Source organism: Rhizobium sp. F40D2 (assembly GCF_051810745.2).
Taxonomy (GTDB): Bacteria; Pseudomonadota; Alphaproteobacteria; order Rhizobiales; family Rhizobiaceae; genus Rhizobium.
Genome location: NZ_CM131436.1, coordinates 3,698,869 through 3,722,142, shown reverse-complemented (window position 1 = coordinate 3,722,142; position 23,274 = coordinate 3,698,869). Strand labels below are relative to the sequence as shown.

The window sequence follows — 23,274 nt, the reverse complement described above, 5'->3', positions numbered from 1 at the left end:
GTTCCGTGCCAATTCGGAACAGGTGGAACGGCAGGACGAACTCCTGTAGGTCTTCGCTAACGCAACGCCTTCAGTATTCTCTAAATCCTTGCGGGTAAAAGACGATTATCCAGTTCTGGGGAAACGGCTGATGAGCATATCGGGCATCACGAGCATTGCCCTTTCGGGAATACGGGCGCAGACGACGCGGATCGGCACGATCGCCAACAACGTCGCAAACGGCAGCACATCAGGTTACGCCAGGCTGAACACCAGCCTCACCTCGGTTGCAACAGGCGGTGTTCAGGCAACCGTCACCCCGACGACGTCGGACGTCGACCCGGCCACCGAATTGACCGACCTGATCGAAGCCGAACAGAGCTACAAGGCGAACGCCGTGGTCTTCGAGACCGGCGCCGACATGTGGGAAATGTTGATGAGCATCAAGCGCGATTGAACGCTCTTTCGCAGCCTAAAGACTACGCGGCCACTGACATAGCGCCGGTGGCCGTTTTAACGGCCTAGGAATGCGCCGGCTCACTCTGCCGCTGTGCGGCAAGGGCCGCGAGATCGGCGGGCTTCAGTTCGACGGATTCGCCGCAGCCGCAGGCCGATGTCTGGTTGGGGTTGGTGAAAGTGAAGCCGGAGCGCAGCGTCGTCTGCTCGAAGCCCATCTCGGTGCCGAGAAGATAGAGCACGGCCGATGGTTCGACCCAAACCCTGGCGCCGTCGCGCTCGATCAGATCGTCCTTGGCATTGGGCTCGGTCACCAGGTCGATGGTATATTCCATCCCGGCGCAGCCGCCCTTCTTGATTCCGACGCGAACACCCTTGGCCTCCGGGCCGGAATTCTCGACGATCGCCTTGACGCGGGCCGCGGCCCCGTCCGTCATGCTCATCACTGCAAAGCCCATCGGCCCATTCTCCTTCCACAACCGGGGTCAGGATCCGGTGCTTCATGATTCAAAATGTAGTCGCCCGAGGTAAACGGATCAATACCGGCGCATTAATACCAGCCGACCGCGACCTGCGCTTCCTCAGACATGCGATCCGGCGTCCACGGCGGATCGAAGGTCATCTCGACCTCGACGCCCGACACGCCCTCGACGGCGCCGACGGCATTTTCGACCCAGCCCGGCATCTCACCGGCAACCGGGCAGCCGGGCGCGGTCAAGGTCATCATGATCTTCACCATCTTGTCGTCCTCGATGTCGATCTTGTAGATCAGACCGAGTTCGAAGATGTCGGCCGGAATTTCCGGATCGTAGACAGTCTTCAGCGCGCTGATGACGTCGTCGCTGAGCCGCGCCAGCTCATCGGCCGGAATGCTGGAATGCACGATGCCTTCGCGCACGTCGATCTTCTGTTCGCTTTCGTCCAGGCTCATCACGGACACTCCTCAAGCAAAGAACTTGCGCGCATATTCAAGCGCATCGGCCAGGGCATCGACCTCGGCGCGGGTATTGTACATGCCGAAGGATGCACGGCATGTGGAGGTGACGCCGAAGCGTTTCAAGAGCGGCATGGCGCAATGCGTTCCGGCTCGCACCGCAACGCCCTGGCGGTCGATCACCATCGAGACGTCATGGGCATGGATGCCGGCAAGCTCGAAGGAAAAGATGCTGCCCTTGTCGGGCGCCGTTCCGAAGACGCGCAGCGAATTGACCGATTTCAGCCGCTCCACAGCGTAAGAGGCAAGATCGGCCTCATGGCGGGCGATCGCCTCGCGGCCGACCTTCTCCATATAGTCGAGCGCATAACCGAGCCCGATCGCCTGGACGATCGGCGGCGTGCCGGCCTCGAAGCGATGCGGCGGATCATTGTAGGTCACCGCGTCCTCGGCAACTTCGAAAATCATCTCGCCGCCGCCCTGGAACGGGCGCATCTGGGAAAGCCGCTCCTTCTTGCCGTAGAGTACGCCGATGCCCGACGGGCCGTAGAGCTTGTGGCCGGTCATCACATACCAGTCGCAATCGATGTCCTGGACGTCGACGGGCAGATGCACGGCGCCCTGGCTGCCATCGATCAGGACCGGGATGCCGCGCTCATGCGCGATACGGCAGACTTCCTTGACCGGAACGATCGTGCCGAGCGCATTCGACATATGGGTGATGGCGACAAGCTTGGTGCGCTCCGTCAGGCTCTTCTCGAAATCCTCGATATGGAAGGCGCCCTCGTCGTCGACCGGAACCCAGACCAGCTTGGCGCCCTGCCGCTCGCGGATGAAGTGCCAGGGCACGATGTTGGAATGGTGCTCCATGATCGTCAGGACGATCTCGTCGCCTTCGCCGATCTCGGGCATGCCCCAGCCATAGGCGACGGTGTTGATCGCCTCGGTCGAATTCTTGGTGAAGACGATGTCGTTGACCGAAGGAGCGTTGAGGAAACGGCGCACCTTCTCGCGCGCCGCCTCATAGGCATCCGTCGCGGCGTTGGAGAGATAGTGCAGGCCGCGATGTACATTGGCATATTCATGGGCGTAGGCGTGCGAGATGGCGTCGATCACCACCTGCGGCTTCTGTGCCGAGGCGCCGTTGTCGAGATAGACCAGCGGCTTGCCGTGCACCTTCTCCGCCAGGATTGGGAAATCCCGGCGGATGGCTTCGACATCGTATGGCGTGGCCGGCACGATCTTGTCCATTGATATATCCAATCAGGCGTGCTTTTCGAGCCAGGCCGAAATCACGCCTTCCAGCGCTTCGACCAGGGCCTCGTCTTCCAGTTCCTCGACGATCTCGGCGACGAAAGCATTGACCAGCATCGCCCGCGCCTTGTTCTCCGGAATGCCGCGCGCCATCATGTAATAGAGATGATTGGCGTCGATATCGGTCACCGTCGCCCCATGGCCGCACTGCACGTCGTCGGCGAAGATTTCGAGCTCTGGCTTGACCGAGAATTCGGCATCGTCGGACATCAGAAGCGTGTTGCAGGCCATCTTCGCATCGGTCTTCTGCGCATCGGGCGCCACCCGGATCATGCCCTGGAAAACACCCTTGGCGCGGTCGAAGACGACGTTGCGGATCACTTCGGTCGAGCCGGTGTGCGGCACGTCGTGCCCGAGCACCATCGTCACATCGGTATGGCTATCGGCGCCGAGCAGGTTGATGCCGCGCAGCGTCAGATCAGCGCCCTCGCCCGTCACCTTGATATGCAGCTCCTGTCGCACCAGCTTGCCGCCGGCATTGATGACGAACAGGCGAAGCTTGGCGTCGGCACCGAGATCGATGCGGATCTGGCCGAGATGCGTATCCTCGGCCCCGTGCTGCTGCAGGATGATCCAGGTCAGCTCCGCGCCCTCGCCGACAGTGATGTCACTGACGTGGGACACGAGCGCCGGATCGCCGGTCACCGCAAGATGACGCTCGATCACCGTCGCTTTGACGCCGGAGGCGAAGGCAACAGGAAGACGCGTATGTGTCTGCCCGCCGGCATGGACGAACTGGATTTCGAGCGGAGCGTCAAGCTCAGTATCGGCAGGCACGTCGACGACATAACCGTCGCGCACGAAGCTGCCATTGATGCGGCCGACCGCGTCGTCGCTGCCGAGCGCATCGAGCCCATCCGCGGCGGAGCCGTCGAGCAGATGTTCGCTATAGGCGGAAACGCCAAGACCGTCGGCGGCAGCCTTTTGGTTGGCATGGCCCTGGATCACCGCCAGCACGGTGGAGCCGTCTACGAGCGGCTCAAGCGCGTCGGAGCCGGCGTCACCGACCTGCGGCGGCAAGGTGCGCAGCAGGTTTTTCAGATCGGTGTAGTGCCAGGCTTCGATGCGGCGCGTCGGCAGGCCGGCCTTCTTCAGATCATCGAGAAGCCGGTCGCGCAGCGCCGTCACCGCACCATTGCCCGGCAGATCGCCGATCTGATGGTTGAAAGCCTCGATCAGCGCCGTTTCGGCCGCGGTCAGGCGGCTCGTCGTCTGCATGTTCATGGACGTCGTCCTTTCCACCCGAGATCAGGCCGCCGCGCCGATGATGTCGGCATAACCATTGGCTTCCAGCTCATGCGCCAGCGTCTTGTCGCCAGACTTGATCACCTGGCCCTTGTAGAGCACGTGGACGGTATCCGGCACGATATAGTCGAGCAGGCGCTGATAGTGGGTGATGACGACGACGGCGCGGTCCGGCGAACGCAGTGCGTTGACACCATCGGCAACGATCTTCAGCGCATCGATGTCGAGGCCGGAATCGGTTTCGTCGAGCACGCAGAGCTTCGGCTCCAGCAGCGCCATCTGCAGGATCTCGGCCCGCTTCTTCTCGCCGCCGGAGAAGCCGACATTGAGCGGCCGCTTCAGCATCTCGGTGTTGATCTGCAGTTTGCCGGCGGCATCCTTGACCCGGCGCATGAAATCCGGTGTCGTCAGCTCGTCCTCGCCGCGTGCCTTGCGCTGCTCATTCATCGCCACCTTCAGGAACTGCATGGTGGCGACACCCGGAATTTCCACAGGATACTGGAAGGCGAGGAAGACACCCTTGGCGGCGCGTTCAGCCGGATCGAGCTCAAGAATGCTCTCGCCATTGTAGAGAATGTCGCCCTCGGTGACTTCGTAGTCGCTGCGGCCGGACAGCACGTAGGAGAGCGTCGACTTGCCGGAGCCGTTCGGCCCCATGATCGCGGCAACTTCGCCGGCCTTCACCGTCAGATTCAGGCCACGGATGATCTCGGTGCCGTCTTCGGCAATGCGGGCATGGAGGTTTCTGATTTCAAGCATCTTTGGTTCCTGCGTTCTCTCTGCGTAGCTCATCGGAGCCTCGCGTAATTTCTAAGGACATCGACATGTTGTGCTCGGCGCTATCGCGCCAAAAAACGAATGACACGGAAAACCGTGAGCGTTACGAGCCAAAACCATTCGAAAATCTGAATAATCTTTCCTGGTTTTTCCATGCGCTGCTGGAGAAACACGTAAGGCTCCTCCGGCGGCTTTTCTGTCTCGTATCTGATTTCGCGGGGGCGAATTTTCGCCAATATTTCCCGTCGCATATTTTCCAGACGTTCAAGAATGCGCTTCTTGTCCGTCTCGTCCATATCAGCCCACCGAGCCCTCAAGCGAGATGCTGATCAGCTTCTGCGCCTCGACCGCGAATTCCATCGGCAATTCCTGCAGCACTTCCTTGACGAAGCCGTTGACGATCAGTGCAATCGCCGCTTCAGTGGGGATGCCGCGCTGCAGGCAGTAGAACAGCTGGTCTTCGGAGATCTTCGAGGTCGTCGCTTCATGCTCGAACTGCGCCGTCGAGTTCTTCGCCTCGATGTAGGGCACGGTATGGGCGCCGCACTTGTCGCCGATCAACAGCGAGTCGCACTGGGTGAAGTTGCGCGCATTCGAAGCCTTGCGGTGGGCCGAGACCTGGCCGCGATAGGTGTTGTTGGAAACGCCGGCGGCGATGCCCTTGGAGACGATGCGGCTCGACGTGTTCTTGCCGAGATGGATCATCTTGGTGCCGCTGTCGATCTGCTGATGGCCGTTGGAGACCGCGATCGAATAGAACTCGCCGCGGCTGTCGTCGCCGCGCAGAATGCAGGATGGATATTTCCAGGTGATCGCCGAGCCGGTTTCGACCTGCGTCCACGAGATCTTCGACCGGTCGCCGCGGCAATCGCCGCGCTTGGTGACGAAGTTGTAGATACCGCCCTTGCCTTCCTTATCGCCCGGATACCAGTTCTGGACGGTGGAATATTTGATCTCGGCATCGTCGAGCGCAACGAGCTCGACCACCGCGGCATGCAGCTGGTTTTCGTCGCGCTGTGGCGCCGTGCAGCCTTCGAGATAGGAGACGTAGGCGCCCTCTTCCGCGATGATCAGCGTGCGCTCGAACTGGCCGGTGCCCTTCTCGTTGATGCGGAAATAGGTGGAAAGCTCCATCGGGCAGCGAACGCCCTTCGGCACGAAGACGAAGGAGCCGTCGGTGAAGACTGCCGAATTCAGCGTCGCGTAATAATTGTCCGAGGTCGGCACGACCGAGCCGAGATATTTCCGGACGAGATCGGGATATTCGCGGATCGCTTCCGAGATCGACATGAAGATCACGCCGGCCTTCTTCAGCTCGGCCTTGAAGGTGGTGACGACCGAGACGCTGTCGAAGACGGCGTCGACGGCAATCTTCGGCTTCTCGACGCCGGCCAGGATCTCCTGCTCACGCAGCGGGATGCCGAGCTTCTCATAGACCTTGAGCAGCTCCGGATCGACCTCGTCGAGCGACTTCGGACCCGGCGTGCTCTTCGGCGCGGCGTAATAATAGATGTCGTTGAAATCGATCTTCGGATAGTCGACGCGCGCCCAGGTCGGCTCTTCCAGCGTCAGCCAGCGGCGATAGGCCTCGAGGCGCCATTCCAACATCCATTCCGGCTCCTGCTTCTTGGCCGAAATGAAACGGATGATGTCCTCGGACAGGCCTTTCGGCGCCTTGTCCATTTCGATAACGGTCTCGAAACCGTATTTGTACTGGTCGACATCGATCAGGCGGACCTGGTCGATCGTTTCCTGCACGGCAGCCATTTCATTCTCCAATCTCGCCGGATCCAAGGTCCGGCAGCTTGTAGCGCATGGGCAATTCTCTTGCCCCTGATGTCGGGCAAATTCCTGCCCTTGATGTAAGAGGCCAAAAGGGACTTTTCAGCCCGGTTGGCAAGCAGAAATTTGCGTTTCCGCAAGTTTATGACGCGGTCAGGCCGCCTCGCCCGCCGGCCTGCGCCGGCAGGCGATCTTCGCAAAAGCGGCAATCGCCCGGTCGATATCCTCTTCCGTCGTCGAAAAGCCGAGCGAGATGCGCAGGCCCCCGAGCTTGGCGTCGCGCCCCATTGCCGTCAGCACATGGCTTTCGCCGAGCCGACCGGATGAGCAGGCCGAGCCCGCCGAAAGCGCCACGCCTTCGAGATCGAAGGCGATCTGCCCGGTTTCGGCCTTCAGCCCCGGCAAAGTGAAGAAGATCGTATTGGCGACACGCTCGCCGGCCTCGCCGTGGATCACCACATCGCTTGCCGCCTGACGCATGCCGGCCTCCAGCCGCTCGCGCAGCGCGCCGATCGCCGCATTGCGCGCCTCGAGTTCGTCGGCAGCGGCTTCCGCCGCCGCGCCGAAGCCGATCAGCGCCAGTGAATTCTGTGTCCCCGACCGGTGACCCCGTTCCTGGCCGCCACCCTGGATCAACGGCCGCGGCATCAGTGCCTCGCCGCGGGCAATCAGCGCGCCGGCGCCCTTCGGCCCACCGAGCTTGTGCGAGGAGACAATCATGAAATCGGCGCCGATCCTGTCGATGTCGAGTCCGATGCGGCCGGCCGCCTGAACGGCGTCGACGACGAGGAGCCCGCCATGGGCGTGGACGATCTTTGCCGCCGCCTCGACCGGCTGGACGATGCCGGTCTCGTTGTTGACAAGCATGATGGCGACCATCGGCAGGCCGGCGGCCTTGTCATGCGCATCAAGCAGCGTGCCCAGCGCATCGAGATCGACGATGCCGGCTGACGTGACCGAGATCTCGGTCATTTTCTCCCTGGCGAAGCGGCCGCCTTCGCGCACCGCCGGATGCTCGATTGCCGAGACGTAGAGGCGGCCGAGCTGAAGCGGCGTGCGGCCCATGCGGAAATCCGGCGTCAGCACCAGATTGGCGGCCTCGGTGGCACCACTGGTAAAGACCACATTGCCGGCGTCGGTGCCGACCAGGGCCGCCACTTTGCGCCGTGCACCTTCGATCGCAGCGCGGGCTGCCCGCCCTTCGCCGTGAACGGAATTCGGATTGCCGAATATGTCGATGGCGCGCATGATCGCCTCGCGGGCTGCAGGGTGCAGCGGCGCTGTGGCATTCCAGTCGAGATAAAGGCGTGGCGGCGCCATGATCTTCAGTCCTGCGCTTGACGAGCTTGCTTCAGCACCCGCGGTTCATTTTTCTTGAAATTTCCGCCGGGCTTGCCTTATGACACATTCCACGATGCGTGGATCGCCATGCAAGTTTCGAATTGTTCTAAACTGCGTTTTAGAAAAGCTGACAACACTAGTCAAGTCATGTTGTCGTCCGACGCAGCGCGAACGCGAAATAAAACCCGGAGTACCAATGCCCGAAGTTATTTTCAACGGTCCAGCCGGCCGTCTTGAAGGCCGCTACCAGCCCTCCAAGGAAAAAAGCGCGCCCATCGCGCTGATTCTGCATCCGCATCCGCAGTTCGGCGGCACGATGAACAATCAGATCGTCTACCAGCTCTTCTACATGTTCCAGAAGCGCGGGTTCACGACGTTGCGCTTTAATTTCCGGGGCATCGGCCGTAGCCAGGGCGAATTCGACCACGGCGCCGGCGAACTCTCCGATGCCGCCTCGGCGCTCGACTGGGTGCAGAGCCTGCACCCTGATTCGAAGACCTGTTGGGTCGCCGGTTATTCCTTCGGTTCCTGGATCGGCATGCAACTCTTGATGCGCCGGCCGGAGATCGAAGGCTTCATGTCGATCGCCCCACAACCGAACACTTACGACTTCTCCTTCCTGGCGCCCTGCCCTTCCTCCGGCCTGATCATCAACGGCGAGGCCGACAAGGTGGCGCCGGAAAAGGACGTCAACGGCCTTGTGGAGAAGCTGAAGACCCAGAAGGGCATTCTTATCACCCACCGCACCGTTTCCAACGCCAACCACTTCTTCAACGGCCAGGTGGAAACGCTGATGGGCGAATGCGAGGACTATCTCGACCGCCGCTTGAATGGCGAGTTGGTGCCGGAGCCGGCCGCCAAGCGGATCCGCTGACCGCATAGCGCAGAAACCATCCCGCTCGGCACGATCCAGGTCGCTTGGGTCGATTGTGCCGGAACAGATCACCTACCGTGTTGCAATCTATGTTGCAGTGCGGTAGGTTCCTCGCGATCCTAACTAAAGCGAGGTCCGCAATGACCAAGTCGTTCGGGGAAGTCCTGGATAAGTATAGGGGTATCGGTCCGGGGTTCGACTTTCTTCGAATTGGGCTCGCCTTTTCTATCGTATTGACCCATTCCTTTTTGCTGACGAGGAATGATGCCTTCATCAGAGGCTCGGTATTCTGGTTTACCGAATACGCTCTTGTTCCGATGTTTTTCGCATTGAGCGGATTTCTGATCGCCGGCAGCGCCCAGCGCCTGAGCCTGCGGAATTTCCTGATCAATCGCGGCTTGCGCATCGTCCCGGCACTGGCCGTCGATATCGTCGTTTGTTCGCTGATCATCGGGCCGATCATCACTGTCGTCTATCACGCCGACTATTTTACCGATCCGCGATTTTTCAAATACTTCCTGAATATCGTCGGCTGGATCCATTACGAGCTGCCGGGTGTGTTCCAGGACAATCCGAGCCAGCGGGTCAACGGCGCGCTCTGGACGGTTCCCTGGGAAATCTTCTGCTACATCATCATGTCGTTCCTGATGATCACCGCCATCGTGAAGACCCGCTACAAGCTGCTCGCCGTGACGGCCGCCTATATCGTCCTCGGCCTGATCGTGCAGAAGATGCCCTATCTGTTCCCAGGCTCGATCAAGCCGATCGCGCGCTTTCTGTTCATGAGCCGGGGTTCGCAGCTGATAACGGCGTTCATGATGGGCATCGTCGCCTTTCAGTTCAAAGCGGTCATTCCGCATTCCCGCTGGCTATTGGCAGCCGCCTGCCTGGTTTGCGTCGTCGCCATTCTGACGCTCGACAGCCGCGCAGTGGAGTCGGTGATCAACCGGCCGATCGTCATCACTTCCCTTGTGTATATCACCGTCTTCATCGGTCTGTCGGAAGTGCCCATCCCAGCCTTTTTCAGGAAAGGCGACTATTCCTACGGTGTCTATCTCTACCACGATCCGTTCTTGCAGATCTGGATCAGCTCTTTCCCCACGGTCTTCCTCTATCCGAAATATGGTGCGCTGGCGCTCTATCTCGTCGGCCTGCCCTCGGCCCTCGCCGTCGCGGTCCTATCCTGGCATTTCATCGAGAAGCCGATCCTCGGCCTTCGCAAGAAGTTCTCGTTCATCGCCCAGGTCAGAGGCGTCGAGGATGGCAATCAGGCTGGGCGCGGATCCAATGTCCGGCCAGTCGCCGTAAAGAGCTAATGCATGTGGCCCGCAAGTGTGCAGCGGTGCCGGGATAACCACATGTATCAAACAAGGGATTAAAGCGCGTCGCATCAATAAAGTTTGATGCGACGCGCTTTAGGACTTTGCCGACCGCATATCGGCGGTGAGTTCGAAAGCCGTATCAAGCACTCCATCGATCAGGATCCGCGCGCGTTCGCGCATGCCGATTTTCGTGAGGACGCGCTGCGAGGCGAGGTTTTGAGGATGGGTGAAGGCGATGAAACCTGCTGCAAACTGCCGTTCGAAGAACCAGCCGGCCAGCGCGCTTGCAGCCTCGGTCGCCAGGCCCTTGCCCCAGGCCGCCTCGCGCAGGGAATAACCGAGTTCGAATTGTTCGCTCCTGAACCGCGAAATGCCGGCGCGGCCGATGAAGCTGCCGTCTTCGGCAAGGAGCTTGTATTTTGTCGTGCTATCGCGTGCCTGCTCCTCGAACCAGCCCCGCAGCCGCTCCTCGGCCTTCTCGTGACTCCACGGCGCCTTCCCGGGAAGGTATCGGGTCGTCGCCATCGTCGAATGCAGTTACTGCACCAGGGGTGCATCGCCTTCATCCCACATGACGAAGCTGAGGCGCGGCGTCTTCAGGATGACCCTCTCGCTCATGGCTTTGCCAGTATCCCGCCGCTCACGGGGGCGGTGACCCCCGTCGTGCCGGGAAACGTCAACGGCAGCCCGTCCAGCGAGCGGACGGCGAGATAGGCCCAGGCCTCGGCCTCCATCGCGTCGCCATCGAAGCCGGCCTGCTCGGCGGTCAACACACGCGATCCCAGTGCTTCGGCCATGGCCGAAAACTCCGCCATCACAGTGGCGTTCAGCCGCCCGCCGCCGCAGACGATATAGGTCGACGGGCTCTCGGGGAGAAAACCGGCGGATTTGACGATCGAGGCGGCCGCGACATGCGCGAGCGTCCGGGTGCCGTCTTCGAGGCTCGCCTCGCCGTCCCGGAGCGGCGTAAAATCGCCGCGATCGAGCGAGCGGCGGACATTGCCGTGGAAGAATGGGTTATCAAGATAACGCGCCGCCAGGGCGGCCACGACCTTGCCGCGTCCGGCGATCTCGCCGCCGGGATCGTAGGTTCTGCCGGTCTGCATCTCCACCCACTGGTCGATCAGCGTATTGCCCGGGCCGCTGTCGAAGGCCGATATCCGCCCGTCCGTGCCGATGAAGGTCAGATTGGAGATGCCGCCGATATTGACGAAACAGACAGCCTGCCCGGCCTGCTGGAATTTTCCGGCCAGTGCAGCATGATAGGCCGGCACCAGCGGCGCGCCCTGGCCGCCATGAACCATATCGTTGGCGCGCATGTCATAGACCACCGGTATGCCGGTTCGGCGCGCCAATTCTTGGCCGTCGCCGATCTGGATCGTCAGCCCCTCGTCGGGCCGGTGAAGCACCGTCTGGCCATGAAAGCCGAGAACATCGACGGCATCGGCAGCAAGCCCGAAACGCTCCAGGAATGCCGTAACGGCAATTGCATGCCGTAGGGTCAAATCGAGCTCGATGTCGCGAAGTTCAGCGGGGCGGCCGTTCCTGTCGGTCAGCGGCCGCGCCAGTTCGAGCGCCCGTTTCAGCCGCCCACGGAAATCGGCCTCATAGGGCACGCCCAGGAACGGCCCGCGCTCGATGAAGCCGCGGCCGTCGGTCCTGATCAGCGCCACGTCGATTCCGTCCATCGACGTGCCGCTCATCAGGCCGATCGCGGTTCTGATGACGTCCATGAGGCTTGCCTCCCATGCGATTCCCGGATGCACTTTTATAAAAACAGTGCTAAACGCGCCGCGACAGATCAACAACAACGAACTTGCGCGAGGCCGGGTCAAGCGCAGACACCAAGAGACGCAAACCATGTCCGAGTTCAAGTCCGATTTCCTCCGCACGCTGAAAGAGCGCGGCTTCATTCATCAGGTCTCCGATGAACGCGGCCTCGACGACCTGTTCGCCAAGGAGGTCGTGACGGCTTATGTCGGCTACGACGCCACCGCGACCAGCCTGCATATCGGCAACCTCATCTCGGCAACCATGCTGCATTGGCTGCAAGAGACCGGTCATCGGCCAATCGCGCTGATGGGCGGCGGCACCTCGATGGTTGGCGACCCCTCCTTCCGTGATGAGCAGCGCAAGCTTTTGACGCCGGACGCCATCAACAGCAATATCGAGGGTATCAAGAAGATCTTCTCACGCATCCTGCGTTTCGGAGATGGTCCAACCGATGCTTTGATGGTCAACAATGCCGACTGGCTGATGAAGCTCAACTATGTCGAATTCCTCCGCGACGTCGGCCGGCATTTCTCAGTCAACCGGATGCTTTCCTTCGACAGCGTCAAGCTGCGCCTCGATCGGGAGCAATCGCTCTCCTTCCTCGAATTCAACTACATGATCATGCAGGGCTACGACTTCGTCGAGCTCAGCCGACGTTACGACTGCCGCCTGCAGATGGGCGGCTCGGATCAGTGGGGCAACATCATCAACGGCGTCGATCTCGGCCACCGCATGGGCACCCAGCAGCTCTACGCGCTGACGACGCCGCTTTTGACGACAAGCTCGGGAGCCAAGATGGGCAAGTCCGCCACCGGCGCCGTCTGGCTGAACGAAGACGTCTTCAGCCCCTATGATTTTTGGCAGTATTGGCGCAACACCGAGGATGCCGATGTCGGCCGTTTCCTGAAAATCTTCACCCGCCTGCCGCTTTCCGAGATCGCCAGGCTTGAAGCGCTCGGAGGCGCTGAAGTCAACGAGGCGAAGAAAATCCTTGCCACTGAAGCGACCGCGATCGTTCACGGCCGCCAGGCGGCCGAGGCGTCTGCAGAGACGGCGCGCACCACCTTCGAGGAAGGCCGCGTCGCCGAAAACCTGCCGTCGGTCGATATCCCTGCCACCGAACTCGATGGTGGCATCGGCTTGCTGTCGCTGATGGTCCGCGCCGGCCTTGCCGGCTCGAACGGCGAAGCTCGCCGCCACGTCCAGGGCGGCGCGGTGCGCATCAACGACGAGGCGGTCAGCGACGAACGTCGTCTAATCGGCAGCAACGAAATCACCGCCGATGGCGTCATCAAGCTCTCGCTCGGTAAAAAGAAGCACATCCTGATCCGCCGTGCCGCGTAAGCGAATTCAGTTTCGAACGGATATCAAAGCCGGCGTCCGCGCCGGCTTTTCTTTGTCCAACTCCTGAATAGGCGCACAACCCTCACTCAACGCCGGGCCGAGAAATCGCATCCATTCGTTCTGCCTCCTGGAAGACATAGGGAGGCGGATTGACGCCTGGCGCGCGGGTCACGCGTGACCACCAACTGATCGAGAAGGTCGGCGGCGTCACAGTCGCGTCGAGAGGAACCGTCAGCACATGGCCGGAACGGATGAACTCCGGCGGCCTCAGCCGGTTGCTCTTTTCTGCAGAATGCGAAGCCTCGCCAGTTGCGGCGGCGATCACCGCGACCGATAGGAAAGAGACTGTCCGAGCGCACTGCATGGCATCCTCCGACATCGCGCCGACCTTTATTTGCTGGCCGGGAGCCGCATTACATCAGAATTGCCTAAAATAGGCAAAGCATCAAGCCGCACGACAATTAACCCTTTATCGGAACCTTTTCCGCCCGCCGGGATTTGCGACCAGATTGGATTGGAGTGCCGGCATGATCAACGACCTCTGGTATAAGAACGCTGTCATCTACTGCCTCTCGGTCGAGACCTTCATGGATGCGAACGGTGACGGCGTCGGTGATTTTCAGGGGCTGATGCGGCGCCTCGATTATCTCTCCGGCCTTGGCGTGACGGCGATCTGGCTTATGCCCTTCCAGACGTCGCCCGGCCGCGACGACGGCTATGATGTTTCCGATTATTACAATGTCGACCCGCGCTACGGTTCGCTCGGCGATTTCGTCGAATTCACCCACGGTGCCAAGCAGCGCGGTATCCGCGTGCTGATCGATTTGGTGATCAATCACACATCCAAGGATCATCCCTGGTTTCAAGACGCCAGGAGCGATCCGCACTCACGCTATCGCGACTGGTACGTCTGGTCTGACAAAAGACCTGCGAATGCCGATCAGGGCATGGTTTTCCCCGGCGTCCAGAAGACCACCTGGACCCATGACGAAAAGGCCAGGGCCTACTATTTTCACCGCTTCTACGACCACCAGCCCGATCTCAACACTTCCAATCCCGAGGTGCAGGCCGAGATCCTGAAAATCATGGGCTTCTGGATCCAGCTTGGCGTCTCCGGCTTCCGGATGGATGCCGCCCCCTTCATCATCGCGACGAAAGGCGCAGAGGTATCCAAGCCGGTCGAGCAGTTCGACATGCTGAGGAAGTTTCGGGAATTCCTGCAGTGGCGCCTGGGCGATTCCATCATTCTCGCCGAGGCCAATATCCTGCCGAAGGACAATTTCGAATATTTCGGCGACGACGGCGACCGCATGCAGATGATGTTCAATTTCCAGGTCAATCAGGCGCTGTTTTATGCTCTCGCCAGCGCCGATACGCGGCCGCTGAAGAAGGCGATGGAGACGACGAAACCGCGCCCGGCGACCGCCCAATGGGGTCTGTTTCTGCGCAATCACGACGAACTGGATCTCGGCCGGCTGTCGGAAAAGCAGCGCGGCGCAGTCTTTGCCGCCTTCGGACCCGAAAAGGACATGCAGCTTTATGACAGGGGCATTCGCCGTCGGCTGGCGCCGATGCTTGGCGGTGACCGCCGCAGGATCGAGATGGCCTACAGCCTGCTGTTTTCGCTGCCCGGAACGCCTGTCATCCGCTACGGCGACGAGATCGGCATGGGCGACGATCTGGCCTTGCCGGAGCGCAACTGCGCCCGCACGCCGATGCAGTGGTCGACGGAACCGGAGGGCGGTTTCACCAAGAGTAGAAAGCCTGTCTCGCCTGTCATCAAGGACGGCCCCTACGGTTTCCAGCATATCAACGTCGCCGATCAGCGGCGCGATCCCAATTCGCTGCTGAACTGGACCGAACGGATGATCCGGATGCGCAAGGAGGCCCCGGAGATCGGTTGGGGCGATTTCTCGGTGGTCGACACGGGTGACGACGGCGTGCTGGCGCTTCGTTACGACTGGCGCGGCAATTCCGTGTTGATCCTGCACAATCTGCATGCGCAGCCGGCAGAAGTGACCTTCGATCCCGATGTTGGCGAAGACGGGCAACAGCTGATCGATATCGCCGATGGCGGCAGCAGCGACGCGGACGAGAAAGGCTTTCACACCGTCAGGCTCGATGCCTACGGCTACCGCTGGTATCGCGTCGGCGGCCTCGACTATCTCCTCAGGCGCAAGGAGATTTAGTTCTCGGCCCTGCCTATTGGAATTCGAAGATCTGCCGGAAGACACCCGGCGCGATGATCGACAGCGGATTGATCTGCAGGTTCGGCTGGTCGAACTTGCCGGTGAGTTTGAAGGTGATGCCGATCAGGCCGCGGTCGCTGCCATTTCCGAGGATGACGCCGATCAGCGGCAGTTCGGCAAACAGCCGGTTGAGGCCGTAGGCAGGCATGAAGGTGCCGGTCATGTCCATATTGCCCTTGCGGTCGCGCACCACGCCCTGGAATGTCGCGCCGATCTGGTCGCCGCGCAGCACGCCATTCTCGATGCCGACCATGCCATCTCGCGAGACCACGCGTGCAAAGCCCCGCTGGAAGCGCTGCGAAGAGGTATCGATGTCGCGCTTGACGGCTTCGTTCAGGCTGCGCTGCTCACTTCCAACAGGCGTCGAGACGATCGAACGCAGCCGTTGTTCGTTGACGATCGAGAAGCGGCGCACGTCGAGCGAGCCGTCCCAGCCGCCCTGTGCCGAAAGCCGGATCGCCAGATTGAGCAGGCCGCCCTGCATATGCTGGTAGAGATCGGCGAAACGCGACACCGCGCCGGCATCGCCGCTGGTAATGTTGATGACGCCGCCATCCTTCATCTGGCTGACCACGGCCTCGCCGCTGTCGGTCACAGCGGAAAAGTTCAGCGCCTGCAACTTGTCTCCGCGCAGTGACACCTGCGCCTGGAAATTGCCGATCTTCTCATCGTTGAAGCCGATGACGTTTTTCAGCCTGGCGCGCACCGATACGCCCGTGTCGCCGGCATCGCCGGCATCATCGCCATCGCCCGAGCCCGATTTCAACCGCGCGATCACAGGCCGCGCGTCGGCGCTGTCGCCGGAGACCGAGACGTCGAAATTGCCCTTGCTGCGCTTCACCGACAGGGCGAAATCGTCAAGCGAGGAGAGTTTGACGCTGTCGAAATCGGCAGAGATCAGCCCGCCTTTCCCGATGTTCATCGAGCCATTGGCGCCGAAACCGTCGCCCTTCAGCCGGAAGTTCTTGATCTGGGTATTGTCAGCCGGGCCGGATGTTTCGAATTCGGCCGTCGCGGCAATGCCGCTGCCTTTCGACCAGCCGATCCATGGCAGGTCGAGCTGCGACTTGGTGAGATCGAGCTGCACATCCTGCCGGTCGTCGTCGATCCGCGTCAGCACCATCTTCAGGCTGCCGCCGATGATGCCGGAAAGTCCGGGTATCAGCTTGTTGCGCTGCTCCTCGGAAAGTGTCGCGGTGATCACCCGCTGCCGCTTCGCGATGTCGGATGCCTCGACCGGTTCGGCAAGATTGATATCGGCTGGGACGCCGTCGATCTGGGCCTTGGCATCCAGGGTGATCTGCCTCGGATTTCCGTTCAGCTTCCCGTCGAGATTGCTGATCGTGCGGCCGGAAAACGGCTTGGCAAGATCGACATCGGTGAGCTTCATCGCCGCCGTCCATTCGGCCGGCGGCGGGTTCTGCGAGGAGAGCAGGCCAAAATGCGCCTTCACATTCGCCTCGATCCGCCCCTTGAGATCGTCGGGCGTGAAGCCGGCGCGCTGCAGCACTCGGATCGGCCGGTAGGTCAGAAGCTCGCCGACGGCATCCGCAGTCCCGGAGATCGCAAGATCGATATCGGCCATTAGCGGCTTGTCGTAGGTGGCGGGTAGGATAAACGTCCCCTGCCCGAGGCCAACAGACCGGCCGGAGGGGAAAAACGACGTGCCGCTCTTGATCGCGATCGTCGCAACCGGGCCGGTCAGGTCGAAATGGGCCGCCATGTCGCGAACCGGCGGAATGTCGCCGGCAACGTTCATCCGCGCATTCGCGATGTCAAAGCCGATACGGATCTGGTTAGCGTCGAGCTTCAACCCCTTGCCACCAGCTGCCTCGTCCAGCCTGCCGAAGGGAATGAAGACCGAGATGGAGGCGTTGGTGACGGTGCCGCCGAAGAGGTTGCCGTGCACCCAGGTGCGCACCTTGGGCGCCATCCAGAACGGCCACATTTGCTTTATCGCCGGCGTCTGCAACTGTGCCGACTGGCCGGCAAAGCTGATCTCCGGCGATTTGCCGCCGAGCTTGACGTGCAGTGCCCCATATAGCGCGCCGAGCGGGCTGGAGACGGTCATGTTGGGAAACAGGAATTCCCGCCCGGCGACCAAGTAGCGCCCGGTCGCCTGGATATCGAAAGAGAGCGGCTGCTCGCCGGAGCCGCCGGGTGCTGCCGAGCCGCCGCTGACCAGAAGGTCGATGCCGAAACCCTTGCCGGCCTGCGGGTCGAGCTTGTCGAGATCGATCAGCGCGCCGTTGATCGGGACCGTAGTCGCGCCGAACCGGGCGTTCGATCGGGCGATTTCGAGCGTCTGCTTGGCGAAATCATAAACGAGGTTGATCTGCCCGCCCGACATTTCCTGCGGATCACCGTCCGCATAGATCAAGCCGGGATCGATATCGATCGTCGCCGCAAGCGCCGGCGAAACGCCGTCCTTAGCCCTGGTGGCCGATACCGTCAGGTCGGCAAAGGCGTTGAGCCCCTGCCGGATCACGCCCTGATCATTGCGTTTCAGCGCAAAGGGCGTGAGGTCGGCATGCTTGAGCGTCGCCACCACCTTCGACACGTGGCCGGCTTCCTTCTCGGCCAGCACCTCGAGCTCGGCCACCTCGCCGTTCAGCGCCACCTCGCCGGTCAACTGCAGCGAGGATGGGCCGGCATGGGCAAAGACGAGATCGTCGACGACCAGAGACAGCGGGCCGTTGGCGGTGTCGGCAAGCTTGATATCGATGCCGGAGATGCGCACGGAACTGGTCGAGCCGCGCGTGACGACACTGTCGAACATGTCGAACTGCGAGAAGATCTTCTCCATCGCTGCGGGCATGGCGTCGATGCGCAGATCGTCGAGCGTAACAGGATTGCCGGAGGGCAACAGCGCGGTATCGAGCGCGATATCGTCGGCTTCGATGTCGGTGACGGCGATGCGGCCGCGGAAAAGCTGCAGCGGATCGAGCCCCAGCCGCACAGAACCCGTCGTCGACAGGTGCTGGCCGCTCTGCTCATCGATCATGTTGACGTTGCGCGCCTCCAGCGCCAGACGGAAATGCGAGGTGAAGCGGATGACGGCGGAGCCGACCTCGGCGCGGTAGCGCGGTCCGGCCACGCCGTTTAAAGCCGCCTGCGCCTGCTGCGACAGCGGCTTGTCGAACATACCGCTCTCGACGGTGAAGACGATCGCGGCGAGAACAAGCAGAATCACGCCCAGAAATCCTGCCGTCAGCTTCGCCGTTCGCCGCACCGGCGAACGCGGCGGCGGGCAATGGACGATGATCGGATCCTCGGCCTGAGCGGACGGCAAGCGGTCCAGCGCAACGATATCCTTCTTGCGAAATGTGACCTTTTCGCCGCGGATGGCTGACATGCGCCTTCGGGCTCTCCCTTTAGGTGAAGAATTGAACCCGGCCATGCTGGACGGGTTTCCGTCCACTATATAATTCGGGAAGAGAAAGTGTCATCCACAAACCCGGCAAAAGAAAGGTTTTCCCAATGGCGGTTCCCGGCATCGGCGCCACGGCTCCTGATTTCAACCTTCCCCGCGACGGCGGCGGCCGCGTTTCGCTGGCCGAATTCCAGGGCAGGCCGCTTGTCCTGTTCTTTTATCCCAAGGACGATACGACAGGCTGCACCGCCGAATCGTTGGCCTTCACCGCGCTGGCAAGCGAGTTCGATGCCGCGGGTGCGGCCGTCATCGGCATGTCGCCCGATTCGGCCGCCTGCCATGACAAGTTCATCAGGAAGCACCGTCTTTCGGTAGCGTTGGCCTCGGACGAGGAAAAGACGACGCTGCAGGCCTACGGTGTCTGGAAGGAAAAGAGCATGTACGGCCGCAACTTCATGGGCGTCGAGCGCACCACCTTCCTCATCCGCCAGGACGGCACGATCGCCACCATCTGGCAGAAGGTGAAGGTGCAGGGCCATGCCGAAACCGTGCTCGAGGCCGTGCGGAATCTGTCGCGTGACCGGGGACCTCGCGATAACCTCGTTGCGCGGAGGCGCAATCGATGCCGTCTGCTCCGCCGATCTCGACCGCAAGACGGCGCTTGAGCAGGAAAGTGCCACCCGCTGGTTCGCCCGCCGGGTGTCGCTGCGCTCGCCGCTCGATGCGGCCCTGCCGGAGAAGCCCGGTCGTCCCGACAGGCCGCTGCTGACGCCGCCGACCCAGGTGCAAAAGCGCTCGCTGCATACGCTGAAAGGGCGCATCGCCCTGCTCCATGCTATCGCCCACATTGAGCTCAATGCCGTCGATCTGGCGCTTGATATTGTTGCGAGATTCGCCACCGAACAGGTACCGATCTCCTTTTTCGACGGCTGGATGCAGGTTGCCTTCGAGGAGGCCAAGCATTTCCGCATGGTACGCGCCCGCCTCAACGATCTCGGCGCCGACTACGGCGATCTTCCCGCCCATGACGGGCTTTGGCAGGCGGCCCATTCGACGCGCAACGACCTGACGGCGAGGCTCGCCGTCGTGCCGCTGATTCTTGAAGCCCGCGGCCTTGACGTCACGCCGTCGCTGCAGGCGAAGATGCGCCAGACCGGCGATCTCGAAAGTGCTGCGGTTCTCGACGTCATCTACAATGATGAGAAAGGCCATGTCGCCGTCGGCGCCAAATGGTTTCGCTTCCTCTGCGCCCGGGAGAAACGCGACCCGGCAAGAGCGTTCCAGGAGCTGGTGCGCGCCAATTTCCGCGGGCCGCTGAAGCCGCCCTTCAACGATCTCGCCCGAGCCGAGGCCGGGCTGACACCGTCCTTCTATCGCGTGCTGGCATCGATCAGCCATGCCTGAAATCGCTGACATTTTCTACACGGACAGCGGCAAAGAAAGCATTCGTTAACCATAAACGTGTCTAATTTTCCGAAAGAGGCGTAGTGCATCAATCGGGAGAGCCTGCGTGAACAGCGGACATCAGCACCGGGTATTCGGCAGGCGGGCGCAGGAACATATCCTGATCCTAGCAAGCGGCGACAAGGTCCGCCATATGACGGTCCGGCCGTGGATGGCCGCTCTCGCCTTCTGCTTCATCGGCGTCTTTTCGATCGGCTATCTCCTCGCCACCTCCTATCTCGTGTTGCGCGACGACCTGATCGGCGCCACAATGGCGCGGCAAGCCCGCATGCAGCATGATTATGAAGACCGCATCGCCGCCCTTCGCGCCCAGGTCGACCGCATCACCTCCCGCCAGCTTCTCGATCAGCAGGTGGTCGAGGATAAGGTCGACAAGCTGATGGAGCAGCAGATGGCGCTCACCTCCCGCCATGGCAAGCTCGACAATCTGCTCGACCGGGCCGAAAGCTCCGGCCTGACGGGAAAGGACGGCGCCCTGCCCGCTCCGTCTTCGCCCGCCCAGTCCTATGCCCCCGACGGCAAGGACAAGCGCGCTTCGCTGACCGGTGGCGGCATCGAGGCGATCGAAAAACAGCTGGCAAGCGGCGCGCCCGCCGATGCGACACCCGACAATTCGACACTTGCCTATGTGCCGTCCGCCGAGACGGTCGGCGACCGCGCCGACCGCATCTTCTCCAATGTGACGCTGTCGCTGAAGGGTGTCGAACAGGACCAGCGCAACCGTGTCGAACAGCTGACGAGCGACGCCGGCAATGCCGCCAATGCCATCGGCAATGTGCTGACCCGCTTCAAAATTCCGGTGCCTGAGGAGACTGCGGCGAGACAGGACGACGATGCCGTCGGCGGCCCCTATGTCGAGCCTGAAAGCAACGATGATTTCAACAATTCACTGGCAGCGCTCGACGGCGCGCTGACCCGGCTGGAGGCCGTGCGCAGCACCGCCGAATCTCTGCCTTTCCGGAATCCCGCCATCGGCAAGGACGTGACCAGCCCGTTCGGCAATCGCCGCGACCCTTTCCTCGGCCGCCTCGCGCTCCATTCCGGCATCGATTTCCGCTTCTCGCCGGGTGAAAAGATCCGCCCGTCGGCGCCGGGCAAAGTCATTGCCGCCGGCTGGACCGGCGGTTATGGCAATATGGTCGAAGTCGATCACGGCAACGGCATCTCGACCCGCTACGGCCATATGTCCCAGGTGCTGGTCAAGGTCGGTGATACGGTCAGCCGCAACGACGTCATCGGCCTTGCCGGCAGCACCGGCCGCTCGACGGGGACGCATCTGCATTATGAAGTGCGCCAGGACGGCCACGCGGTCGATCCAGTATATTTCATGAATGCCGGCCTTAAACTCGCCACCTATCTCAAGTAACAGCCGTCAGGTAACCATCGCTTCACTCTATAGGGGGTGCGGCCTCTCTATTTCTTGACTTGCCGGCCATTCGGGGCTATGTCGCGCTGCATTGCGGCATGCAATCCCGCCGACTCGTTCAGAGCTCGGCCGAACCGGAACGGAAACAGTTTTCCCTTTGACGACATTCGCTGACCTTGGCTTGAGCCAAAAAGTGCTATCCGCTGTTACCGACGCGGGCTACACGATACCCACGCCTATTCAGGCGGGAGCCATTCCCTTTGCGCTCGAGCGTCGCGATATTTGCGGCATCGCGCAGACTGGCACCGGCAAGACGGCATCCTTCGTTCTGCCGATGCTTTCGCTTCTGGAAAAGGGCCGCGCCCGCGCCCGCATGCCCCGCACGCTGATTCTCGAGCCGACGCGCGAACTCGCCGCTCAGGTTGCCGAGAATTTCGAAAAATACGGCAAGAACCATCGTCTCAACGTCGCCCTTTTGATTGGCGGCGTTTCCTTTGAAGACCAGGATCGCAAGCTCGAGCGCGGCGCAGACGTGCTGATTTGCACGCCCGGTCGCCTGCTCGATCATTTCGAGCGCGGCAAGCTGTTGATGAGCGGCGTCGAGATCCTCGTCATCGACGAGGCCGACCGCATGCTCGACATGGGCTTCATTCCCGATATCGAGCGCATCGCCAAGATGATCCCGTTCACCCGCCAGACGCTATTCTTTTCTGCAACCATGCCGCCTGAGATCCAGAAGCTCGCCGACCGCTTCCTGCAAAATCCCGAGCGCATCGAAGTGGCGAAGCCGGCATCGGCCGCGAAGACCGTGACGCAGCGCTTCGTCGCTTCCCACAGCAAGGACTACGAGAAGCGCGCGGTTCTGCGTGAACTCGTCCGCGCCCAGACGGAGCTCAAGAACGCCATCATCTTCTGCAATCGCAAGAAGGATGTTGCCGATCTCTTCCGGTCGCTGGAGCGCCACGGCTTCTCCGTCGGCGCGCTGCATGGCGACATGGATCAGCGCTCCCGCACGATGACGCTGCAGAGCTTCCGTGACGGCAATCTGCAACTGCTCGTTGCCTCAGACGTCGCAGCCCGCGGCCTCGACATTCCCGATGTCAGCCACGTCTTCAATTTCGACGTGCCGATCCATTCCGAGGATTACGTCCACCGCATCGGCCGCACCGGCCGTGCCGGCCGCTCAGGTGCCTCCTTCACGCTCGTCACCAAGCGCGACGGCAAATTCGTCGATGCGATCGAAAAGCTGATCGGCGAAAAGGTCGAATGGCTGAGCGGCGATGTGAATTCCCTGCCGCCGGCAGAAGAAAGTGCCGACAGCGAGCGCCCGCGGCGCAACAGCCGGGAGCGTGGCGCAAAGGGTGAACGCGGCGAGCGGGACCGTGGTCGCGGACGCGGCAACCGTAGCGCGTCGGTTCATAAATCTGATAACGACATACAGGATAATGACGTCCAAGTGATCCAGGCAGCACCAGTAAAGGCCGACATCGTGAAGAACGAGCGCAAAGCAGAGCAGAAGCCGCAAAACAATGCGCGCAACAGCCGGCCTTATCCGGCAAACGATGACAGCCGCGACCGCCGACGCCATCGCGACCATGATGACGGCCCGACCCCGATCGGCTTCGGCGACGATATCCCCGCCTTCATGCTGATCGCTGGCAGCGCCAAGGCCTGAGCAGCC

At 61.5% G+C, this 23,274-nt stretch carries 19 protein-coding genes and 2 pseudogenes; 9 read left to right on the top strand and 12 right to left on the bottom strand.

What is annotated here, in order from left to right; translation table 11 throughout:
• Window positions 1-130: 130 nt before the first annotated feature.
• Window positions 131-436 carry a flagellar basal body rod C-terminal domain-containing protein gene (locus tag ACS4RS_RS17890; protein WP_439009895.1) on the top strand — a complete coding sequence of 102 codons (306 nt, stop codon included), beginning with the start codon at window positions 131-133 and terminating at the stop codon, window positions 434-436.
• Between the two features lie 64 nt (window positions 437-500).
• On the opposite strand, the gene sufA is transcribed toward ACS4RS_RS17890, so the two are convergent.
• From sufA to ACS4RS_RS17850, 8 genes are all read right to left on the bottom strand, one after another.
• Window positions 501-893, bottom strand: coding sequence for a Fe-S cluster assembly scaffold SufA (sufA, locus tag ACS4RS_RS17885; protein WP_003586280.1), 393 nt, complete (start codon window positions 891-893; stop codon window positions 501-503).
• A 92-nt stretch (window positions 894-985) separates the two neighbouring features.
• Window positions 986-1,366 carry an SUF system Fe-S cluster assembly protein gene (locus tag ACS4RS_RS17880; protein ID WP_439009896.1) on the bottom strand — a complete coding sequence of 127 codons (381 nt, stop codon included), beginning with the start codon at window positions 1,364-1,366 and terminating at the stop codon, window positions 986-988.
• Window positions 1,367-1,378: 12 nt separating this feature from the next.
• On the bottom strand, window positions 1,379-2,620 hold the full coding sequence (locus ACS4RS_RS17875) for a SufS family cysteine desulfurase (protein ID WP_439009897.1): 1,242 nt from the start codon (window positions 2,618-2,620) through the stop codon (window positions 1,379-1,381).
• A gap of 12 nt (window positions 2,621-2,632) precedes the next feature.
• Window positions 2,633-3,907 (bottom strand): Fe-S cluster assembly protein SufD, encoded by a 1,275-nt coding sequence (gene sufD, locus ACS4RS_RS17870; protein ID WP_184377102.1) that lies wholly within the window; start codon window positions 3,905-3,907, stop codon window positions 2,633-2,635.
• 24 nt (window positions 3,908-3,931) lie between these two features.
• Window positions 3,932-4,687, bottom strand: coding sequence for a Fe-S cluster assembly ATPase SufC (gene sufC, locus ACS4RS_RS17865; protein ID WP_037073856.1), 756 nt, complete (start codon window positions 4,685-4,687; stop codon window positions 3,932-3,934).
• Window positions 4,688-4,767: 80 nt separating this feature from the next.
• Complete coding sequence (locus ACS4RS_RS17860) at window positions 4,768-5,001, bottom strand: hypothetical protein (protein WP_449313762.1); 234 nt, start codon at window positions 4,999-5,001, stop codon at window positions 4,768-4,770.
• 1 nt (window position 5,002) lies between these two features.
• Window positions 5,003-6,472, bottom strand: coding sequence for a Fe-S cluster assembly protein SufB (gene sufB / locus ACS4RS_RS17855; RefSeq protein WP_003568892.1), 1,470 nt, complete (start codon window positions 6,470-6,472; stop codon window positions 5,003-5,005).
• 168 nt (window positions 6,473-6,640) lie between these two features.
• Window positions 6,641-7,807 carry an aminotransferase class V-fold PLP-dependent enzyme gene (locus tag ACS4RS_RS17850; RefSeq protein ID WP_439009898.1) on the bottom strand — a complete coding sequence of 389 codons (1,167 nt, stop codon included), beginning with the start codon at window positions 7,805-7,807 and terminating at the stop codon, window positions 6,641-6,643.
• A gap of 217 nt (window positions 7,808-8,024) precedes the next feature.
• Between ACS4RS_RS17850 and ACS4RS_RS17845 the strand changes: the two genes are divergently transcribed.
• Together ACS4RS_RS17845 and ACS4RS_RS17840 are read left to right on the top strand one after the other, a co-directional pair.
• Complete coding sequence (locus ACS4RS_RS17845) at window positions 8,025-8,702, top strand: alpha/beta hydrolase (RefSeq protein ID WP_003568896.1); 678 nt, start codon at window positions 8,025-8,027, stop codon at window positions 8,700-8,702.
• Between the two features lie 140 nt (window positions 8,703-8,842).
• Window positions 8,843-10,018, top strand: coding sequence for an acyltransferase family protein (locus ACS4RS_RS17840; RefSeq protein ID WP_439009899.1), 1,176 nt, complete (start codon window positions 8,843-8,845; stop codon window positions 10,016-10,018).
• A 99-nt stretch (window positions 10,019-10,117) separates the two neighbouring features.
• Here ACS4RS_RS17840 and ACS4RS_RS17835 read toward each other — a convergent pair.
• A pseudogene (locus tag ACS4RS_RS17835) lies at window positions 10,118-10,642 on the bottom strand (GNAT family N-acetyltransferase).
• The gene (locus tag ACS4RS_RS17830; RefSeq protein WP_439009900.1) at window positions 10,639-11,757 is read right to left on the bottom strand and encodes an anhydro-N-acetylmuramic acid kinase; all 1,119 of its coding nucleotides are present in this window, start codon (window positions 11,755-11,757) and stop codon (window positions 10,639-10,641) included. The pseudogene ACS4RS_RS17835 and the gene ACS4RS_RS17830 overlap by 4 nt, the downstream one beginning before the upstream one ends.
• Before the next feature lie 127 nt (window positions 11,758-11,884).
• Here ACS4RS_RS17830 and tyrS point away from each other — a divergent pair, with 127 nt between their 5' ends.
• Window positions 11,885-13,141, top strand: coding sequence for a tyrosine--tRNA ligase (gene tyrS, locus ACS4RS_RS17825; protein ID WP_439009901.1), 1,257 nt, complete (start codon window positions 11,885-11,887; stop codon window positions 13,139-13,141).
• Window positions 13,142-13,223: 82 nt separating this feature from the next.
• Here the strand turns inward: tyrS and ACS4RS_RS17820 are convergent, their stop codons facing one another.
• Entirely contained in the window at window positions 13,224-13,505 is a 282-nt protein-coding gene (locus tag ACS4RS_RS17820) for a hypothetical protein (RefSeq protein ID WP_439009902.1), read from the bottom strand.
• A 163-nt stretch (window positions 13,506-13,668) separates the two neighbouring features.
• Between ACS4RS_RS17820 and ACS4RS_RS17815 the strand changes: the two genes are divergently transcribed.
• A complete protein-coding gene (locus tag ACS4RS_RS17815; protein ID WP_439009903.1) occupies window positions 13,669-15,330 on the top strand; it encodes an alpha-amylase family protein in 1,662 nt (553 codons plus the stop codon).
• Between the two features lie 13 nt (window positions 15,331-15,343).
• On the opposite strand, the gene ACS4RS_RS17810 is transcribed toward ACS4RS_RS17815, so the two are convergent.
• The gene (locus ACS4RS_RS17810; RefSeq protein ID WP_439009904.1) at window positions 15,344-18,745 is read right to left on the bottom strand and encodes a hypothetical protein; all 3,402 of its coding nucleotides are present in this window, start codon (window positions 18,743-18,745) and stop codon (window positions 15,344-15,346) included.
• A 125-nt stretch (window positions 18,746-18,870) separates the two neighbouring features.
• Between ACS4RS_RS17810 and ACS4RS_RS17805 the strand changes: the two are divergent.
• The 4 genes and pseudogenes from ACS4RS_RS17805 to ACS4RS_RS17790 form a co-directional block, all read left to right on the top strand.
• A pseudogene (locus ACS4RS_RS17805) lies at window positions 18,871-19,338 on the top strand (peroxiredoxin); the annotation flags it as partial.
• 1 nt (window position 19,339) lies between these two features.
• Window positions 19,340-20,167, top strand: a complete 828-nt coding sequence (locus ACS4RS_RS17800) for a ferritin-like domain-containing protein (RefSeq protein ID WP_439009906.1) — start codon at window positions 19,340-19,342, stop codon at window positions 20,165-20,167.
• A 106-nt stretch (window positions 20,168-20,273) separates the two neighbouring features.
• Entirely contained in the window at window positions 20,274-21,593 is a 1,320-nt protein-coding gene (locus ACS4RS_RS17795; protein ID WP_439009907.1) for a peptidoglycan DD-metalloendopeptidase family protein, read from the top strand.
• Between the two features lie 157 nt (window positions 21,594-21,750).
• Complete coding sequence (locus ACS4RS_RS17790; protein ID WP_439009908.1) at window positions 21,751-23,268, top strand: DEAD/DEAH box helicase; 1,518 nt, start codon at window positions 21,751-21,753, stop codon at window positions 23,266-23,268.
• Window positions 23,269-23,274 lie beyond the last annotated feature (6 nt).

Coding starts and splice junctions, on each gene's coding strand:
- tyrS (WP_439009901.1), top strand. CDS start 11,885: ATGTCCGAGTTCAAGTCCGATTTCCTCCGCACGCTGAAAGAGCGCGGC.
- ACS4RS_RS17850 (WP_439009898.1), bottom strand. CDS start 7,807: ATGGCGCCGCCACGCCTTTATCTCGACTGGAATGCCACAGCGCCGCTG.
- ACS4RS_RS17840 (WP_439009899.1), top strand. CDS start 8,843: ATGACCAAGTCGTTCGGGGAAGTCCTGGATAAGTATAGGGGTATCGGT.
- sufB (WP_003568892.1), bottom strand. CDS start 6,472: ATGGCTGCCGTGCAGGAAACGATCGACCAGGTCCGCCTGATCGATGTC.
- ACS4RS_RS17815 (WP_439009903.1), top strand. CDS start 13,669: ATGATCAACGACCTCTGGTATAAGAACGCTGTCATCTACTGCCTCTCG.
- ACS4RS_RS17820 (WP_439009902.1), bottom strand. CDS start 13,505: ATGCAGTGCGCTCGGACAGTCTCTTTCCTATCGGTCGCGGTGATCGCC.
- ACS4RS_RS17890 (WP_439009895.1), top strand. CDS start 131: ATGAGCATATCGGGCATCACGAGCATTGCCCTTTCGGGAATACGGGCG.
- sufD (WP_184377102.1), bottom strand. CDS start 3,907: ATGAACATGCAGACGACGAGCCGCCTGACCGCGGCCGAAACGGCGCTG.
- ACS4RS_RS17810 (WP_439009904.1), bottom strand. CDS start 18,745: ATGTCAGCCATCCGCGGCGAAAAGGTCACATTTCGCAAGAAGGATATC.
- ACS4RS_RS17880 (WP_439009896.1), bottom strand. CDS start 1,366: ATGAGCCTGGACGAAAGCGAACAGAAGATCGACGTGCGCGAAGGCATC.
- ACS4RS_RS17860 (WP_449313762.1), bottom strand. CDS start 5,001: ATGGACGAGACGGACAAGAAGCGCATTCTTGAACGTCTGGAAAATATG.
- ACS4RS_RS17830 (WP_439009900.1), bottom strand. CDS start 11,757: ATGGACGTCATCAGAACCGCGATCGGCCTGATGAGCGGCACGTCGATG.
- sufC (WP_037073856.1), bottom strand. CDS start 4,687: ATGCTTGAAATCAGAAACCTCCATGCCCGCATTGCCGAAGACGGCACC.
- ACS4RS_RS17875 (WP_439009897.1), bottom strand. CDS start 2,620: ATGGACAAGATCGTGCCGGCCACGCCATACGATGTCGAAGCCATCCGC.
- sufA (WP_003586280.1), bottom strand. CDS start 893: ATGGGCTTTGCAGTGATGAGCATGACGGACGGGGCCGCGGCCCGCGTC.
- ACS4RS_RS17845 (WP_003568896.1), top strand. CDS start 8,025: ATGCCCGAAGTTATTTTCAACGGTCCAGCCGGCCGTCTTGAAGGCCGC.